Here is a 17,729-nt window from a genome sequence, read left to right on the forward strand (position 1 = left end):
TGAACATATCTGCTCTTTCAGAGGCCACTGAAAAAGTCCTGATGCACAAAAAGAGACATATTCTCATTTTTTGAGGAGAGTGTCTCTTTTTTGGTATAATCTAAGCATCTACATAAAGGCTGGTGGTCCGTTGCTTCCGAAACAGCAGAGTTTTATCTTGAGTCCGTATACAGAACTTTACAATATACTCATTCCCAAAGATAATCTGCTGCTCAAATCCATCTTTGACTTGTCTGACGTCGATCTGGTCGAGCGCTCAAAAACGGATTTATCCTTTTAATTTCCAAGAGCGAGGTCTAACTCCACCGTCTTTAGACGGTATCCGCTTTTAGCCTTAAGGGAACTGGAAATACTTTCACTAAAGAGTGAAAGTATAGAAGGATACCAAAAGAACAGCCATGCGGTGTATGAAATCAAGTATCATGTGATCTGGGTGACGAAATACCGGTATAAGATATTGAAAGGAGCGCTGGCGGTAAGAACACGGGAACTGATCGGGCAAGGATGCGAAGCGAGAGGAATAGGAATCTTGCAGGGAAGTGTGGGGAAGGAACATATAAAATTGAAATAAAAATGAGAGCTTCTTTTGCTGTCTGTATTCAACCATCCATCGAGATCACAAAGTTTGACGCAGATGGGAAATTAATTGAAGTGCAAAGAAGAGAAACTCCAAAGAAAAATAACGCACCTAAAGAGGAAGATACAGCTCTGGAGTTGAACTTGATAAGAAGAGGAGAATGGAAAATACTGTATGGCGGCTACATAATTAGAATGGCAAAAGTAAAGCTGATCCCTTCTTGAATCAGCTTTACTTTTTTTACTCAATTCACAGCCCTAGGACCCATCTACAAGGAAAACAGTATCATTTTACTTGAGGGATCTTATGGTTTTAGCGTTCGGCCCTTAAAGAGAATATACGACAGCTCATTTTTGATAATTTTATTATTTCTCATTACTTTTACATAATCTACATTATAATCACGAATAACAATTTCATCCTTATCTATACTTGGTCTTTTACGATTCATATTTTCTCCCACCGTGCCACTATCAAAAATAAAAGTGGTATTTAAATCTTCAATACCTTCACTAAGCTTCTTCCCTGTCATGTTCTTAGCTGTAATGGTAAGATGAATTTCTTTCCCCATGGTCAATTTGTACGATAACAAATTGAATGCATTCTCATTGTCTATCTGTCCGCTAAGATGGTCCAAATCCTCTACATTCTCTATCATAGGTGTCTTCATTAATTCCTTCCCTGAGAGGGAGTACACTTTATTTTGTTGATCCCATTCCTGATGTATATTTAATTGCGTAGTAAGTACCCCTAAAGGAACAAACATCGCATTTTTATACAGCACCGGGACGGTATCCATTACGGACGTGTTCGAGTCGGTAACAATCTCGGTTGAGTTCATTTTAAACTCAACCTTGTGTGTTCCAAACTTAATCGTGGCCGTATTAGAAGTTGGGGTATACGTAGTCTGCCCTCCCAATAAATCATTAATGGATCTCAAAGGCACCATATAGCGATTGTTCTTATCAATATAAGGGGCTTTGGGAGTTGTGAACAAAACATAGTAATTGTTAATCTTCAAAAATTGGGTGCTTGGAGCTATACTCTGAGCTGACATTTTTCCTGTATAAGCTTGTTGAGAAAAGCAAAAAAACAATACACTTAAAAGCATAATTCTGAGCAACAGTTTTCCCACAAAATCTCCTCCTTTAATAGAGAGGGGCAAAGCAGCCCCTCTCATAAAATTTAGTCTAAATAAATATCATCTGTTTCCTCTCCTCCATGTACGTAATTCACAAACACTTTACTCCGTGGCGAAGAACAATATCCATAGGTTTGGCTGTTTCGCCATGGAATATTATCTTCTGAATCTTTACCAATATAGGAGGTAGACCACCGAATATTTTTGATGTAAGAACCATCATTATAGTCTTCTTGGTTTTGTTTTTGGGCTATACTTGTCACTCTTTTTATGAGGTTACCATTCCCAGAAGCAGTCCAACCTAGAGCCGGCTTGACCCAGCTTTGAGTCATCTTAGTACCGTCTGAATAACCAGAAATAACTAAAGCAATGTTACCGTCAGATGGGACATAAAATTTCATTCGAACTTCCTGATCGGCATCAAATCGTGGAGTAAATGAATAAGGGTGCCCTACACCTTCAATCAGCATGAAAGGAGCCCAGTCATTATACTTTGTGCTATGCTGTAAACCTACATCAACAGCATTATTGGTGTTACTCCAACCGCCCATATAGATGAATCCTGTGCTTGCACTATAACCGCTATTATTATCTTTAATCTCTTCAGCTTTCGGTAAATGAACTCGCGTACTTGCCCATGCGTATCCTATATGTGAATATACCGCACGATACGGCCCATTTCTCAGGTCCCGGCATACGGGGAAACTAGCGGAGTTAGTGCTAAAGTCCATTGGTGTAGATGTTGAATGATTCCCTACAATACAATCTGGTTTAGGTTGTAATACAGGTAAAGTATATAACTGTCCTTTCGAATCTTTATACGTATTCTGAGTTACCGAAGTGAGGGAAGATGTCGAATTCTTGTACGTAACCTGGCTCACCGGTTCCAGGGGGATTACTTGCTCCCTTAGGCTTTCCTTGTTTACTAGCACTTTGCCCGTTTCATCTATGTATGTAACGTTCTCTCTGTCATCGGGGTCCAGCGAATTGATGATATTGCTCAAAATAGCATTGTCCGATTTACTCATGGACAGGTTGATTAAATCTCCACTTTGGAGTGATTCTGCACCGACTGAACAAGTTAGCGATAACGAAAGCATGCCTACAACCACACACGTACATAAACTCTTGACCTTCAAAATACATTCATCTCCCTCAAATTTTTGTTGTTAAAATTACATAAAAACCACTAGCCTCCTCTTTTACCAATTACAACACAACTCTATTATGTACAAAACTATATATTAAATCAATATTATATAATTTACCAATTTTACAATTAACATAGTTAAACCTTTGAAAAAAAACAATCGATATCAAGCGACGGGGTAGATTCTGACCGCTGCTGACTTATAACTCTTAAAGCTCTATTTCTTAAACTTCAACCTCTAAGTGAGTAGAAGTAAAAGACCTTTTGTACACTCGGGCAGCTTCATTCACTTGCTGGAGTTCTTTTATTGATTAAAAATGATAGAGTAGATGATGTATGAGTAAATAAGGAACGTAGATTGGACGTGTGATGTACATTCGGGCCTCTTGGCCATTAAATAATAGTTGATTTACGAAACCACTTCTTATTTCCTAGAAACCCTACATTCAATCTCGTATGATAATGATATAAACAGCGAGTATGGAGGTAATGGTATGAAAACTGGATTATATTATCATCCTGGCAGAATTAATCTGACCATAGCTCTGTCATCATGAACGCATCACATCACCACTCAATTACTTATTTTGTCCGCATGCTTGAGAAGCTCGCTCCAGAATGCATAAAGGAACTAGAAAAGGTTTGTGGAGCCTATGAAATAGCTTCTGAATGGTATTTGAGTCAAGGATTCAATGTTGATAAAGAATCCTCGAATGGGAAATTGTAAAAATTTCTCACCAGAATGAAGAATATAAAGGTTATAGATCCTTGTGGGATGATTTGCTTTTTTTGGCTGAAAAATTCAACTTAACGGGGACTACTGATTTTTATATAGAATCGGCATTATGGGCTGTTCATCATTTTTATAATGATTGTCTAGAGATTGAACGGAAGAGGCGAAAGAAAGAGGCAAAGGAATTTTGCCAGCATTTAGAAAGATCGGAAGAGGAGTATTGGAGGCTTTTTTATACAAGAAAACCTTATCACGAGATACTTTGAACGGGTTCGCCTGAGGATAAAACGGGTTATGCACTCGGCATTATGGCAACCTCCGGGGCGACGGGCAGCATCATAGGTCGGTTGATTGGCGGAGTGGTAAGCCATTATTACGGCAATCGAAATGCCTTTCTATTCTCTGCGGGGCTTGTGCTGGTCTCTGCGCTAATTGCGACCTTTGCCGCTAGAGTATAGACAACTGTACGATGTGCATGAGCATATTTAATTGCAGACCAGCTCTTTCAGCGGGTCTTTTTTTGTTTGATAATAGATAATTATCCCAAACCTTTACTTTTAGTAAACTTATTCATAACCCTCTAAACTAAGAATACGACAAAGGAGGTTATATAATGATAAGGGACGACATTTTGCGACAACGGTTGGAGAAAGCTCGACAAAGGCTTTATGTTTTGCAAGCAAAACATGGCTTCAGTCACTCCAGCGTGCTCAGACAATCTATGATTCTGGACAAGCTCATTAATCAATATAACCGCCATTTCTATGTGAAAGAAAAAAAGCCGACTGCATGAAGCAACCGACCTGGGCGAGAAACATGGTGAGGTCGCTCGCCCTTTTATTGTGGCACATCGTTATATATTTTAGTTGAAATCTTAGCATTCGGAAATAGCGTTACTTTTACATCATTTACGATACCCCCTGCAAAATTCACAAAAAAAGCACGATATATATTCATAAGAGACGCGTAAATCGCGTCTTTTTGTTTTAAGGATATATGTTCTTAACCCTAGCGAAAGATGAACAAAAGAGCATGAATACTATTGTGCTATTTGCTGCTTGGTTGCTGTGCACTGAGTAGGACACCTAGGATAACGACCAAACCGCCAATAATTTGTCGCCATGAAATGGTTTCCTGCAACAATAGAACAGAGAATAATACCCCGAATATGGGTACCAGGTTCATTAAGGAAACGGAACTGCTCGGTGACAGCTTGATTAATCCGTAATTGTAAAGCAAAAATGCGATAACGGAACAGAACACGCCCAGATATATTAACAACATAAACGATCCCGTTGTCGGAGCTTGCCAGCTATCTTTTTCAATGAGTGCCAGAGGTATAAAGAAGATGCTGCCTGCAATAGTTTGATAAAAAGATAAAGTCACGGGCGGGTATTTGTCCACGACCTTGCGTGTCATGAAAGTATAAAATGCCCACGCAAAACCAGTTCCAATCAATATTAAATTTCCGATCAGTTCATTCTTCCCATTCGAGCTTCCGCCTACCGAAGTCAAAAAATATACCCCGATCATAGCCAGTGCAATGCCGATGATTTTATATTTGGATAGTTTCACTTTATATATCATGAGTTCAAGCAGCGATGTAATCGCGGGATAGGAGGCGACAATCAGTGCTGCGTTGGAAGCGGTGGTCAGGCTTACCCCTATATTCTCCATTGAAAAATAGATAGTGATCCCCAAAACACCGCTAAATGCAATCATAGCTAAATCCTTTGGCTTAATTTTGACAAATTCCTTTCTTATAAGCAAAACAATACCCAACACGGCAGAGGCTATCATAAATCTGGATAGTCCCAACGTAAGAGGGGGGAACGTGGTATACGCTGCTTTTGTGGCGATAAACGATGTGCTCCAAATCAGCAGAGCCAGAATCGTAGCGCTGTAGTAGATGCGATTGCTGTTGCTGTTGATAGCTATGACTTTGTTCAAGCGAAATCCTCCCTGACATGATCTCATATCAAATAAAATATTAGTAGTTACTAGAGTAGCTACTTAGGTGACTACTAATAAAAAAGATAGTGCGTATATCGGTTTTTGTCAAGGGGAAGTGATATAGTAAGGTTGAACATGAATTTGAGGAGAATGCATCATGAAACCAAATGTGTTAGAAATTCTGCGGGATCTGAATTTTACGGAATATGAAGCTAAAGCTTATGTGACCTTGTTGGAAAGCTCTCCACTTTCGGGATACGCTGTGTCATTGAATTCCGGCGTGCCAAGATCTAAAATTTATGAGGTTTTATCAGGGATGGTTAACCGTGGGGACATTATGGTCAGTCAGGATAATACACCGCTATATGTACCACTCCCGCCTCATGAATTGATTGCCCAGAGAAAACGCAAAGCAGAGCAGATTTTTAATGTAGCGCAAGAGACATTGGAGCAGTATACAGCATCGTCCCAAAACAGAGAGAATATTTGGAATATATCGGGTTATGAAGCCATTATAAGTCGCATACAAGAAGGAATTAAGGGAGCCAAACACCGAATCTTAATGGAGATTTGGAAAGAGGATGCCGAGGTGTTCAGAGTTGCTTTAGAGCAAGTCGCCCGGGAAGGCATTGAGATTTTCATTGTAGCGTACGGAGATCTTAAATTTGATTTCGCCACCATTTATCACCATGATATGAGTGAGGAAATTACGTCCGAAATTGGGGGACGGTGGATTGTACTGAGCGTAGATGACCGGGAGGTTGTAGCCGGTATACTTTCGCTCGGGAATGACAGCCGTGCTGCATGGACGATGCATCCGGGGCTTGTGATGCCGATCACGGAAGTGATTATTCATGATGTTTATATTATGGAAATCATGTATGAGTTCCGTGAAGAGTTGGAAGCCAAATTCGGCCCTAATCTTATCCATCTTCGCAATAAATTCGCGATGGGTCCGAATGGCAAAGGATATTATGTCCCTTTGCCTGAAAAGAAGGCTTAAACGCGAGTATGCGATGGCCCAAAATGCATAAATAAAGGCCCATGGAGTGTTAATTCCATGAGCCTTTTTCAATGGACGTTCCGTCTGTTATTTTACAGTTACAATCACACGTTGGTAATGTTTTAGCTGATGCTTTCCATTGTCCTGTACTTCTGCGATGATATGAATCGTATTTCCAGTTTTGGCATCCGCGGGAACTGTAAAACTTACTGCATTGGTATCGCTGCCTTGCAAGTCAATCGTATTTACTTTCTCACCCTTGGCGACTTCTCTATGAAGTCCAAGCTGCATGTTACCCAGCATTTCAGGTTTAACTTCCGCGGGTTTTACTTTAGAATCTTCATACGTATCGGCTTCAAAATATCTCCACCATTTATAGGTTAATGGATCGCCGTCCGGATCTGATCCTTCTGCATGCAGTGTTATTTTCTCTCCGGGACTAGCTGCTACATCTACTCCTTCTTTAATGCTTAAAGTTGGATTATGATTGGCATCTTTATAGTCGGATGCAATAGCCCAATCTGCACGAGCTGCAAAGTCATTTTGAATATCATCAAACCATCTCATCAGAGAATATTCTGCTTCAAATTTTTTCGTATACACATCATAGTCTAACACGGTATTTCTAAATAATTTATCGTTAACCACACCGAAACGACCACCCCAGCCACCATAGGTTGGGTTTTCCATACTCCGCAGACCGTTATCAATCAGATAGAAGAATGATGGAGAGTCTCCTTCAGAGATAAAATCATATTTATCATATTGTGGATTTTTCTTCAAATAAGCGTCACTGCCTCTTTGTTCTTCAGCCAATTCACCTGGAATCATCTTTCCATCGCCCATCAAAGCGTACATATCGAGCAATTTGCCGTGACCATTTTGGATATTCTTGAAGTTCCAATCCCCGTGTAACTTGCTGTTTACTTCTTCCGTGTGCATTTTCCAAGCGTATGCAAAATGCCAGAAGTTAGATTGATCATTGATAATTCTGATGTCCGGCCAATTTTTTGCGATGTACTTATTGTAGCTGTCATCCTGATCCAAAATGATATAAAGAACGAGCTTATCGCTCACCTTTTTTTGGATATCAGCCCATTGAGCTGTATTTTTGTATTCGTCCTCAATGGATTTTAAAGCTCTGGCTGTCGTATTTGTGCCACCCCAGGTTTGTACATATAAATCTCTTTTGTCATCATCCAGGAAGAGATTTTTAAGAAAATTAGATCCTTCTGTTTCTTTGTCCATCTCACCTTTGTATGAAATATTGCCTATCTTGGTCACGCTCTTAATATATTCAGGCTTTGGATATCCTTCGGCTTGTTTAGTTAGGTTAGGGTAAATCTCTCCATAAGCATCGATCATATCCGTTACCCATTGAGTTCCAGTCCATCTGAATGGCTTTATGCCTGCTTTTTCATCACCTGCATAATGGTACACGGAACTGGTCAGTACGATACCGGACAAGTCCATTTCATTAGAATAGAGGAGGAAGCGAATAACCGAATTCATATCATCGACTTCTCCATCGGTCGTAATAACGGTTCTAGCCTTCGTCGCTTTAGCTTCCACTTTATTGTCCACTTGTTCTTTGGCTGGAGTAGCTTTTTCATCCTTTGCAACAGCAGGAGCTTTTCCGCCGCTGCAACCACTGATGACCAAAATACATATCATACCTAATAGAAAAATGTTTAACCATTTTCTTCCTTTCATTTTCTTTTCCCCTTCCTGAACTTTCACATGATGTTTTCTAGGATTAAGACTGTGAACACAATTATGGTTTTATATCTAATTTTAGGTATAAAAAAAACCTAAATACATTATGCATCAAAAAGAAATTGAGCATACATGTATCTAGGTTTTGCCTGCATTATCAGTCACAATCCTGATTAGATGTTACATCATAATCCGAGAAAATGAAAGCGATTTATTTCACTTTGAACAAACCGGATTCTTTTACTTCGGACATGAAGTTGTGGAATTCAGGAATATTCAGCTGTTGCTGGGCATCGGACAAAGCGACTGCCGGGTTCGGATGGACTTCCACCATGATCCCGTCTGCTCCGGCAGCAAGTGCGGCCTTGGCACAAGGGGCGAGGATGTCCTTACGTCCTGTGGAGTGGGTCACGTCGACCAGAACAGGCAGATGGCTTTCCTTTTTCAAAATCGGCACGGCGGAAATGTCCAGCGTGTTACGTGTCCATTTTTCATACGTGCGAATACCGCGTTCGATCAGCATTACTTGCGTATTGCCACGGGAAACGATGTATTCCGCTGCGTGAAGGAACTCTTCCATTGTGGCTGCAAGTCCGCGTTTGAGCAGGATCGGAGTTCTGGTTTCGCCGGCAGCTTTGAGCAACTCGAAGTTATGCATGTTACGCGCACCAATTTGAATGATATCGATGTATTGGATCGCTTCCTCCAAATGTCTTGGGTCGACGATTTCACTGATTGTAGCCAGCCCCAGCTCATCGCCTACGCGTTTGAGAATTTGTAGACCCTCAACACCCAGTCCCTGGAAATCATATGGAGATGTACGCGGCTTGAACGCGCCACCACGAAGAATCGGAACGCCCGCCTCTATCAGAGCTTCACCGACTTCACGAGTTTGCTGGTAGCTTTCCACCGAGCAGGGACCTGCGACCATAACGGAGGCTTTGCCACCAACGAGCGTGTCCTTAACCTTGATGACTGTGCTATCCGGCTGATTTTTGCGGCTAACGATCAGATGCTTTTTGTGTTCTTCTTTTTGATAGTTCAGCGAAGCCTTGAAAATATTTTTGAACAACTGGCGGATCGTAGCGTCGTCGAACGGTCCACGGTTAGCGGCGATCAGCTTGTCCAGCATTTGTTGCTCGCGTACCGGATCAAAATCAGGTACCCCTTGAGCTTCTTTTAATTTACCAAGTTGTCCGGCCAGTTCAGCACGCTGCGACAGCAGCTCCAGCAATTGCAGGTTGGTAGCATCAAGCTGTTCCCGCAGCAGCTCCAAAGAATTTTCATTTGTCGACATAAATAACATCCTTTCCCAAATAAAAATTGTTTTTTCTGTCAATCGATAGATATTTTTTCAGAAAATAACACAAAAAGGCATTCGCCGCAAGGGACGAATGCCGTGGTACCACCCTAATTACAGAAGTATACATACAAGTCGTCAACGTCATTCCAGCCGACAGTAGCTACTTCTGAGCTTGATGCCCGTAACGGGGGCTTCCGGAAACCTCTAGTGCAGATAAGAAATGAATCCTTATGCTGGTTCAAGGCTCGACTCGGGAGTGAATTTCAACGCGGGATTTCGGTACGCTCTCAGCAATTCGTACCTTTCTGTGGAAATCCGGGTAGACGTTTACTTGTCTCCGTCCATGTCTTTGTTCATGTGATTCAAAAGAGTTGACCTTATTTTAAACAAAGTAGGTGCAGAAGGCAAGACTTGTTTGTCAGGTTCGGTTCTCGCCCGGTTTTGAATCGGTTATAATGTGAACAGCAACAGGAATTCCTTGCCATCTAAAAGACGTTATGTACAAGGAGGAATTATGAGCAAAATCAGAGTGTCGGCGGTTCAATATCATTTGCATACGATTGATTCATTCGAAGAATTTGCCCTTCAATCGGAGCATTATATCAAAACAGCCGAGGAATTTGGTACGGAATTTGTTCTGTTTCCCGAGTTTTTTACCACCCAGCTCATGTCCATTGGTGACAGTCAAGGCAAGGCCCTGACCATTAACGATCTGCCGGATTTTACAGATCGTTACCTTGAATTATTTACTTCATTCGCCCGCCGGACCGGGATGCATATCATCGGCGGTACCCATGTGGTGCAACGAAACGAACGTTTATATAATACGGCGCACTTGTTTTACCCGGACGGACGCGTAGTCACACAGGACAAAATTCACATCACACCGACTGAGGTGCATGAATGGAATATGGCTCCCGGTGAGGGGCTAAATGTGTTTGAGACGTCCAAGGGGAAAATAGGAATGTTGACCTGCTATGATATTGAATTTCCCGAAATCGTACGCATGGCGAAGGCGAAGGGAGCAGATATCATTTTCTGTCCATCCTGTACGGATGATCGCCACGGTTTTTACCGGGTACGGTATACAAGCCACGCCAGAGCGGTTGAAAATCAGGTGTATGTAGTTTTGACAGGCACGGTAGGCGCTTTGCCTACGGTTGATTTTATGCGGGCCAACTATGGACAGGCGGCAGTCATTACACCGAATGATATTCCATTTCCGCCACGCGGCATTATGGTAGAAGGTGAGTTAAACAACGATATGATTGTCACCGCGGATCTTGATTTGCAGCTATTGTATGATGTACGCGAGCGCGGCTCAGTGACCACATGGCGTGACCGCCGTACAGATTTGTACACAGACTGGAGCTAACGAAAGGAAGGGCGTCATGTATCGCAAAGAATGGTTTGTCTTTGACGGAGATCGTCCGCTGCGGGCGGTCATCCGTAATTATTCCATAGCCGATTATGAGGGGCTGCTGCGTATTCAGCAGGAGAGCTTTCCGCCCCCCTATCCGCAGGAGCTGTTGTGGGGCCGGGAGCAGATTGCCAGTCAGGTTGAGCATTTTGCAGAAGGAGCGCTGTGTGTTGAAATTGAGGGGGAACTGGCCGGCTCGGTGACCAGCCTGCTGATGCACTACAACCCCGAGCATCCCCAACATACGTGGGAGGAAGTCGCAGACAACGGTTACATCCGTACCCACCGTGAGGACGGTAAGGCACTGTATGTCATTGATCTGGCTGTCCGTCCCGCATATCGTCGACTGGGTCTGGGCAAATGGCTTATTTTTTCCTTATACCATCTCGTCATTGAGCGTGGACTGGACCGTTTGCTGGGCGCGGGACGTATGCCGGGTTATCAGCATCATGCAGACCAGTTAAGCGCGGAAGCGTATGTAGATGCCGTGGTATCCGGCGAGCTCAAGGACCCGGTGTTAACGTTCCTGCTTCGTTGCGGGCGGGTGCCTGTTGGTATCATGCCCGATTATCTGAATGATGAACAATCGCGTAATTATGCGACCTTGATGGAATGGAGAAATCCGTTTCATACCGATCATTGAATCATTACATCCCAAAATAAAAAAAGAGTATGCTATATGGAATATCTTCGCATTACTCATATGAAGACCCGGGTATCCGTGTCTTTGTCGCCGTACAGGACCAAAAGGTGGTCGGTGCAACCGAATACCGCTACTATGAGGATTTTAATGTCGCCATGACGGACTTTACGATCATTGGACAGCCGGGACTCGGTATTGGCCGTTTCCTTTGGAAGCAGCGTCAGGCTGATTTGCATTCCCATATTTGTTCCTGATCATGCCTGGTCCTTGGGTACGGGCTTTGCCGATGCAATGCCTCGCGGAATGTCTTCGACAAGATGTTGCTCGGTATCATCTGTATTTGACTTGTCCGCAGACCTGCGGTCATCCTCTTCCACAGGATTCAAGGCTTTGTAACGTTTATATGCCATATCCGCCTGAGACATAGGATCTTTATACATATGAACACGTCAACTCCTTTCGGTTATATACTTCATTACCCTTTTGGAAGGCTCGATAACCGCTCGTCCTCGTCATCCCCATCGGTACCATTCAGTAAATCCGTGCCATGTATAAATTCCGCCGGAGCGGAAGGGTCAACAGGGCTGTCCGGGGATACATCATCGGCATCTGGAACGTTTTCCAGTGGAGTATCCGGTTCTTCGGTCAGGTTTTCCCAGTTCGTTTCTGCATTTTGCAGGGAAGGCTCAAAATCGTTGTCATGAAGCTCATCGTTTCTATGATCTCTTTTTGCCATCGTGCTTCAGCTCCTTTGTTCGTTGATTGCTTATTCCGACCTTACCCAAAAGGCAGAACGACTAAACCTGGGGTTAGTGTGTCTGTATGAGGTTGAAATCATACGAAATCGGGATGTTGCCATTCCCAATGAACGTTTTTTTCGGTAACTGCTGTGATATGATAAAGAGGATATGGAGGGATAGGAATTGGAATGGTAGAAATACGCGATTATTTATTTTCGGATATTTGGACGATATATGAGGATGAAGAGTGCGAACCATGGATTGGCCTCAGAGAACAGATGGAGCCACGTGAACAGGACATGTTCATAAATCAATATGAAGATTTGACAAAAAATGAGTAAAAAGAACATGATACCCTTCTTATGAAGAAGGTATGAACATCATCGTATAGAATAATATTATTTCAGGACGTTGAAAAATGATAAAACGTATACAAGCTTGTAATCCTACTATGTAACTTTGAGGTGCTTAACATGAGGCTTGTGCCCAAAGCTGTCGCCGCTCTGCTGGCGGTCATTGTAATACTGTTGTCGGTAGGCCTACCCGTCTATGCGGCTAAAACGACCCCGGAAATGAACTACCGAATACCCTCTTGGGATATGAGATGGGGAGTGGAAGGGGAGGATGGATCACTTGATGAGGTGCGGGACCCAAGCAAAGTTTGGATGCATATTAATGATGAATCACAGTTGCCCAAGCAACCCGCGAACACCGGCTCTGCCTGGATTCGTATTCGGCTGCCATCGCTGAATGATGAAACGCCGGCGGTGCTTTTTGAAAATATTTATGGCAGACATATTACGCTGTATAAGGACGGAATCAATTTTTACGAGTCCTATCGCGGGTACAATTATGAAAACAATCGTATTCTGATCCCGCTTAGACCGGAAGACGGCGGTAAAACATTATACATATGGACGGAAAGCAGCAAGAACAGACTGGGCATTATCGGAAATGTGATGACTGGTGATTATCGTGAGTTGCTGGGGACCTTGGTCAGAATGGATGTTCTGGATATCGTACTGGGCAGTACCTTTATATTTATAGCTCTGGTGCTGCTGGTCTGCTCATTTTTTCTGTTCCGTCCGAGCATGGCAATGTGGCTGTCCCTAAGCGCAATTGTGCTGTCTATTGGTCTGATGATCGTGACGTATTCACCTTTCCTGTATACGTTCTATCGTAGCTACGGCAAGCTCTATTTACAGTTTTTTGATGTAGGAATGTTTATTCTCCTTCCTTCACTAGCCTACTTTTTTGAGCAAAATATAAGTTCAATTATCCTGATTCGCAAATTTAGAAAAGTGCTGACATTTTACTCTTTGTTCTGCTTTACGATGATGGTTGTAAATTTGGGAGCACAGGAACGGTTAAACGACGTATATTATTTTTTCAGTGTATCCGTGCTGAGCGTATTGCTTGTGGCTTTACTCGTACTGCTGGTGTTTGCTTCGGTTCGTATGGCGATCAAAGGGGATCATGAAGCGATCATTTTATCGATAGGCTTTGCTTTTTTCGCAGTCATTTCCATCGGTGAACTGACCTGGTTCTTCATCAGGGACGGACACTACAATATGTTTCTGTGGAAATGGGGCGTGTTCGGCTTTGTGCTGGCCCTGATAGCGATTTTGGGCAGAAGGCTGGCAGAGAAGCATAAGCAGGTCGTTCGCTATTCCAGAGAGCTGGAGATGTTCAATAATGAGCTTCAGCGTTCTGAGAAAATGGAGATTATTAGCGATCTGGCTGCATCTGTGGCTCATGAGGTACGCAATCCGCTTCAGGTTACCCGTGGATTTCTCCAGTTAATGAGCAAGCAGGAGGATGGCAAGAACAAAGAATATCTGCATATCGCACTGGAGGAGCTGGATCGGGCTTCCGCGATTATTACCGATTTTCTGACATTTGCCAAGCCTGAATTTGAGCATACCAAAACGTTGTCTATCCTGGATGAGTTTAAACATATTGAAGGAATCATTAGTCCGATGGCCAACTTGCAAGGTGGCAAAATTTCTTTGGATATTCCCCAGGAAATCAAAGTGCGCGGGAATTCCTCCAAGTTCAAGCAGGCGTTCATCAATATTATTAAAAACAGTATTGAAGCGCTGCGAGATCAAGGGCATATTCATATATGGGCTTATGTAGAGAACGGAGAAGCTGTTATTCATATTCGGGATAATGGCGAAGGAATGGATGCTCAGACTTTATCCAGACTGGGTGAGCCTTACTTTTCCAATAAGACCAAAGGCACAGGTTTGGGCATGATGGTAACCTTTAGGATTATTGAGACAATGAACGGCAAAATATCCTTTACAAGTGCAAAAGGGGTGGGAACAGAAGCGACCATCCGCTTCCCCGTAGCCGGATAATTATCCGGCTTTTTGTGCTAGGGAAAACGGAAGGAAGTTTGCTGAACCCACCCGCATAGTGTTTAAGGAATATAAAACAAATTTGCTACAAAAAGCAATTTACCACATGGAGCGTGGTTTCCGAGATGAAGCGAGCACGCCGGAAGGGTCTGGAGGGATGACCAGATAAAACTGATCAGGTGTTTCCTCTAACGTTTTGATTTGGATATGATCGGGGATCACGACTCCTAATACATCACGAATTGCTGATTTGGGATCGGTCATCAGTTTTTCTCTAAAACTGGCATCCTCCCACGCTTTTTGAATGACTTGTGTTTGAAGAACTTCAGTAGCCATCAAAAATCACCCTCTCATTCAATTGGTTATATTTACCTAGTCAGTATACCACGAAAGTATCATAGAATCTAGCATTATTTCATATTTTTGGAGAGCCAAAAATCCAGACCGCCTCTTCGCAAATGCGAACGTCCGGCTTCAATCTCCGCCGCTTCCTCGCCCAGCTCTTCTGCGATAGAACGTGTGAACATACGCAAGCCGGGGATGTCCGACTCCAGATTTTCCAACTGCTGCACCGCTTGATCAGCAATACTTACGTAACTGGCAAGCGCGCCGCGTACATAAATCGCCTCCCGAATCTGCTCCGGTCCCAGTCCTTCGCGATAAGCCGTCTTCTGCTCGGCGCTGATATGGGACAAAAGGCAGTTGTAGCTATTTTCCTCCAAGTCCTCCGACCAGTCGGCCCAGTCATCCGACATTTGAAGTACAACCAGCGCTGTATCTGTCATGTCTGTAATGGTCTGGATCAGATCGGCCCGCCCTGCGAGTAGCAATGCACCCGTGCCAGCCATTTTTAACGGACTGGCTTTCAGCGCCACCTGATGTCGTTCCCCCTGAAAATAGTCCTCTGTTCCCTCAGATGTCACACTAACGGCCCATTCACCGATATACGTTCGGGCATACGTCCAAAAAGGGGAGGACGCGGGAAAAAGGTCCCGGTATACGTCCAAACATTCGGTATAGAACAATTGGCTTAAGGCGAGTTGCATTTTGCGGTTGTCTGCTGCTGTGTCCATCACATCGTCCTGAATCAAATAATGAGCCATGACGAACACATTGCCTAGTGATAGCTTACGGCAAATTTCGGGAGCCAGCCCGGTGAGTTCTTGCAGCCAGAACGGAAGCAAGTAGCATATGTAGTTACGCGTGCTGTCTTCCCGTAACGGATTAAAACGGGCCAGATAGTCCAAGCCCTGACTCTGAAATGGAGCAGGAAACGCGGCTGTCCGTTCTTCCGCTTGATGAAAAACATTTTCCAATTCATCTTTGTATGCAAAATACCATTCCATGGCTATCACCTGCATCTCTTATAGAAAATTTTATAGCGATATCTAGTTGTTACCCGCCATTATAAAACAGATTGCAATTTTCAACATTTTGTTATTTTTACATTAAGGATTGTGCAAAAATATGTAGGATGAATAAAAAAAGCAGAAAGAGAAAATATAGTATGAAAAAGGACGAAAGAAGGGTCTGCATCATGAAAAACCAATGGAAATTGACCGCTGCTATCCTATATGGAGGGGTAATGATGTATGGGACTGCGGGTGTCGCCGGAGCTTCTATTCCCAACGCTTCAAGTCAAGGGGAAGCTCATCAGTGGAAGGTTGCACCACAGGATCATCACGGACAAGGACATGTTCATAGGCATGGACATGGGCTAGGAGGCTGGAACCACCATTTGAATGAGAAGGTCGCCAAGCTTCTGGGTATCACTCCTGCCCGGCTAGAGAATGAGCTGGGACAAGGAAAATCGTTGGTCGATATCGCCAAAAGCAAGGGCATCAAAGAGGAACAACTGATTGATAAGCTGAAAAATGAAATGACCGTGGATCTGAAACGGCTGGTTAATCGCAAAGGCCCGATTACGTTCGACCGAAAGTCTGGAGCACCGCATGAAGCGCAATTGAAGCAGGAGCAGGGGTGAGGAACATCCTCATCCTCGGCTGACGAACATTAAATTTAAAGCGGATGCCTGATGTGACGCGTTGAAGCCTGGGCATGATGATGGCGGTACCGCGACAATTGAGAATCCTCCGGGTTCACTCTGATGAACCTGGGATGAATATCTGTATTAGATTAGTTGGAAAAAAGAACCTCACTGATGGTGAAGTGCACCCCTTAGAATGGACATTGGAAAAACCCCGGGTTTAACCGATGAATTTCTAGGGGGTGCATTTTTCATGGCTATTAAAGGACAAAAATTTAAAACATATTCCGATAATTATGCTGGGCGAGGAATGCAAGCAAGATTCACACTCCCATCTACAAAAAACTTGGTTGGTGACTACGATTACATTAACTATTATGTAGGCATAGGTGGTTACGAGATTGGTGTCTCGACTGCACGAAAACCTGAGTTTTTACGCGGAGGTTCTTACAAATGGCACTGGTTTGTAAACACAAGTAATGGTGATAGAAAAGACCTAGATCAGCCTGTTCAGTACAATGACGGTGATTCGGTCACAGTGAAAATTTTTATCGATCCATCAACCAATAAGCTTAAACTTTACCTCAATGGTTCATCTACACCGAGTTATACTGGAACTCAAGAATATCACGGTACTATGAACGATTGTCGTGTAGTTCTTGGAGCCTATCAGGCCTCTGGAGAGGTTCTACCATTAGCGTCATGGAGGGTTTCTCAAAGTAATGTTACTGTGTCGAATATTTACTATAGAAATGCATCTGACACTTGGGTTCCAATTACATCTGGAAGCCCGTCTATATTCCACAAACCGGCAGGTGTAAGTAATCCTGGTCCTGCGGATTGGAGAGCAAGTACTTTAAGTGGAGGATCGTTTACAGCTAATATTGGGTAAGTAGGAGGCATCATCGGTAAAAACACAAGGGTTGGCGTGCGAGTTTACACGCCAACCCTTGTGTTTTTGAAATAACTATTCGTGGATTGCTTTGTATGAGGAAAAGCG

18 protein-coding genes, 3 pseudogenes and 1 other annotated feature are annotated in these 17,729 nt (G+C 43.2%); of the genes and pseudogenes, 12 read left to right on the forward strand and 9 right to left on the reverse strand.

What is annotated here, in order from left to right:
- Nucleotides 1-130: 130 nt before the first annotated feature.
- The 3 genes and pseudogenes from AC0WRU_RS05240 to AC0WRU_RS05250 all read left to right on the forward strand — a co-directional run.
- A pseudogene (locus tag AC0WRU_RS05240) lies at nt 131-277 on the forward strand (IS5/IS1182 family transposase); the annotation flags it as partial.
- A gap of 147 nt (nt 278-424) precedes the next feature.
- On the forward strand, nt 425-571 hold the full coding sequence (locus AC0WRU_RS05245; RefSeq protein ID WP_476128578.1) for a transposase: 147 nt from the start codon (nt 425-427) through the stop codon (nt 569-571).
- A complete protein-coding gene (locus AC0WRU_RS05250; RefSeq protein WP_476128722.1) occupies nt 505-801 on the forward strand; it encodes a hypothetical protein in 297 nt (98 codons plus the stop codon). Before AC0WRU_RS05245 ends, AC0WRU_RS05250 begins: the two co-directional genes overlap by 67 nt.
- Before the next feature lie 80 nt (nt 802-881).
- Here AC0WRU_RS05250 and AC0WRU_RS05255 read toward each other — a convergent pair whose 3' ends face one another.
- Nucleotides 882-1,712 carry a copper amine oxidase N-terminal domain-containing protein gene (locus AC0WRU_RS05255; RefSeq protein ID WP_476127513.1) on the reverse strand — a complete coding sequence of 277 codons (831 nt, stop codon included), beginning with the start codon at nt 1,710-1,712 and terminating at the stop codon, nt 882-884.
- A gap of 50 nt (nt 1,713-1,762) precedes the next feature.
- On the reverse strand, nt 1,763-2,857 hold the full coding sequence (locus AC0WRU_RS05260) for a hypothetical protein (RefSeq protein WP_476127514.1): 1,095 nt from the start codon (nt 2,855-2,857) through the stop codon (nt 1,763-1,765).
- A 1,010-nt stretch (nt 2,858-3,867) separates the two neighbouring features.
- Here AC0WRU_RS05260 and AC0WRU_RS05265 point away from each other — a divergent pair.
- Both AC0WRU_RS05265 and AC0WRU_RS05270 read left to right on the forward strand, forming a co-directional pair.
- Nucleotides 3,868-4,053: pseudogene (locus AC0WRU_RS05265) on the forward strand (MFS transporter); the annotation flags it as partial.
- Between the two features lie 161 nt (nt 4,054-4,214).
- Nucleotides 4,215-4,394 (forward strand): aspartyl-phosphate phosphatase Spo0E family protein, encoded by a 180-nt coding sequence (locus AC0WRU_RS05270; RefSeq protein WP_025685194.1) that lies wholly within the window; start codon nt 4,215-4,217, stop codon nt 4,392-4,394.
- Nucleotides 4,395-4,648: 254 nt separating this feature from the next.
- On the opposite strand, the gene AC0WRU_RS05275 is transcribed toward AC0WRU_RS05270, so the two are convergent.
- Nucleotides 4,649-5,551: a DMT family transporter gene (locus AC0WRU_RS05275; RefSeq protein ID WP_476127515.1), complete on the reverse strand. Its 903-nt coding sequence runs from the start codon at nt 5,549-5,551 to the stop codon at nt 4,649-4,651.
- A 160-nt stretch (nt 5,552-5,711) separates the two neighbouring features.
- On the opposite strand from AC0WRU_RS05275, the gene AC0WRU_RS05280 reads away from it, so the two are divergent.
- On the forward strand, nt 5,712-6,557 hold the full coding sequence (locus tag AC0WRU_RS05280) for a TrmB family transcriptional regulator (protein ID WP_476127516.1): 846 nt from the start codon (nt 5,712-5,714) through the stop codon (nt 6,555-6,557).
- Nucleotides 6,558-6,644: 87 nt separating this feature from the next.
- Here AC0WRU_RS05280 and AC0WRU_RS05285 read toward each other — a convergent pair whose 3' ends face one another.
- Both AC0WRU_RS05285 and AC0WRU_RS05290 read right to left on the reverse strand, forming a co-directional pair.
- Entirely contained in the window at nt 6,645-8,270 is a 1,626-nt protein-coding gene (locus AC0WRU_RS05285) for a DUF1593 domain-containing protein (protein WP_476127517.1), read from the reverse strand.
- Between the two features lie 214 nt (nt 8,271-8,484).
- Entirely contained in the window at nt 8,485-9,570 is a 1,086-nt protein-coding gene (locus tag AC0WRU_RS05290; RefSeq protein WP_476127518.1) for a bifunctional 3-deoxy-7-phosphoheptulonate synthase/chorismate mutase, read from the reverse strand.
- A gap of 86 nt (nt 9,571-9,656) precedes the next feature.
- Nucleotides 9,657-9,929 (reverse strand) — a binding site (T-box leader).
- Between the two features lie 161 nt (nt 9,930-10,090).
- Between AC0WRU_RS05290 and AC0WRU_RS05295 the strand changes: the two genes are divergently transcribed.
- The 3 genes and pseudogenes from AC0WRU_RS05295 to AC0WRU_RS05305 all read left to right on the forward strand — a co-directional run.
- On the forward strand, nt 10,091-10,951 hold the full coding sequence (locus AC0WRU_RS05295; RefSeq protein WP_476127519.1) for a carbon-nitrogen hydrolase family protein: 861 nt from the start codon (nt 10,091-10,093) through the stop codon (nt 10,949-10,951).
- 16 nt (nt 10,952-10,967) lie between these two features.
- Nucleotides 10,968-11,639: a GNAT family N-acetyltransferase gene (locus AC0WRU_RS05300; protein WP_476127520.1), complete on the forward strand. Its 672-nt coding sequence runs from the start codon at nt 10,968-10,970 to the stop codon at nt 11,637-11,639.
- 62 nt (nt 11,640-11,701) lie between these two features.
- Nucleotides 11,702-11,872: pseudogene (locus tag AC0WRU_RS05305) on the forward strand (GNAT family N-acetyltransferase); the annotation flags it as partial.
- Between the two features lie 21 nt (nt 11,873-11,893).
- Here AC0WRU_RS05305 and AC0WRU_RS05310 read toward each other — a convergent pair.
- Nucleotides 11,894-12,079, reverse strand: coding sequence for a hypothetical protein (locus AC0WRU_RS05310; RefSeq protein WP_025685189.1), 186 nt, complete (start codon nt 12,077-12,079; stop codon nt 11,894-11,896).
- A 35-nt stretch (nt 12,080-12,114) separates the two neighbouring features.
- Nucleotides 12,115-12,375 carry a hypothetical protein gene (locus tag AC0WRU_RS05315; RefSeq protein WP_476127521.1) on the reverse strand — a complete coding sequence of 87 codons (261 nt, stop codon included), beginning with the start codon at nt 12,373-12,375 and terminating at the stop codon, nt 12,115-12,117.
- A 477-nt stretch (nt 12,376-12,852) separates the two neighbouring features.
- On the opposite strand from AC0WRU_RS05315, the gene AC0WRU_RS05320 reads away from it, so the two are divergent.
- On the forward strand, nt 12,853-14,742 hold the full coding sequence (locus AC0WRU_RS05320; protein ID WP_476127522.1) for an ATP-binding protein: 1,890 nt from the start codon (nt 12,853-12,855) through the stop codon (nt 14,740-14,742).
- Nucleotides 14,743-14,841: 99 nt separating this feature from the next.
- Here the strand turns inward: AC0WRU_RS05320 and AC0WRU_RS05325 are convergent, their stop codons facing one another.
- Together AC0WRU_RS05325 and AC0WRU_RS05330 are read right to left on the reverse strand one after the other, a co-directional pair.
- Nucleotides 14,842-15,078: an NHLP leader peptide family RiPP precursor gene (locus AC0WRU_RS05325; RefSeq protein ID WP_025685186.1), complete on the reverse strand. Its 237-nt coding sequence runs from the start codon at nt 15,076-15,078 to the stop codon at nt 14,842-14,844.
- A gap of 74 nt (nt 15,079-15,152) precedes the next feature.
- Nucleotides 15,153-16,088, reverse strand: coding sequence for a hypothetical protein (locus tag AC0WRU_RS05330; protein ID WP_476127523.1), 936 nt, complete (start codon nt 16,086-16,088; stop codon nt 15,153-15,155).
- A 191-nt stretch (nt 16,089-16,279) separates the two neighbouring features.
- Here AC0WRU_RS05330 and AC0WRU_RS05335 point away from each other — a divergent pair, with 191 nt between their 5' ends.
- Together AC0WRU_RS05335 and AC0WRU_RS05340 are read left to right on the forward strand one after the other, a co-directional pair.
- Nucleotides 16,280-16,726, forward strand: a complete 447-nt coding sequence (locus AC0WRU_RS05335; protein ID WP_476127524.1) for a hypothetical protein — start codon at nt 16,280-16,282, stop codon at nt 16,724-16,726.
- A gap of 256 nt (nt 16,727-16,982) precedes the next feature.
- The gene (locus AC0WRU_RS05340) at nt 16,983-17,621 is read left to right on the forward strand and encodes a hypothetical protein (RefSeq protein ID WP_476127525.1); all 639 of its coding nucleotides are present in this window, start codon (nt 16,983-16,985) and stop codon (nt 17,619-17,621) included.
- The last annotated feature ends 108 nt before the right edge of the window (nt 17,622-17,729 follow it).

The sequence above is a fragment of the Paenibacillus sp. 1-8 genome (genome assembly GCF_056316205.1).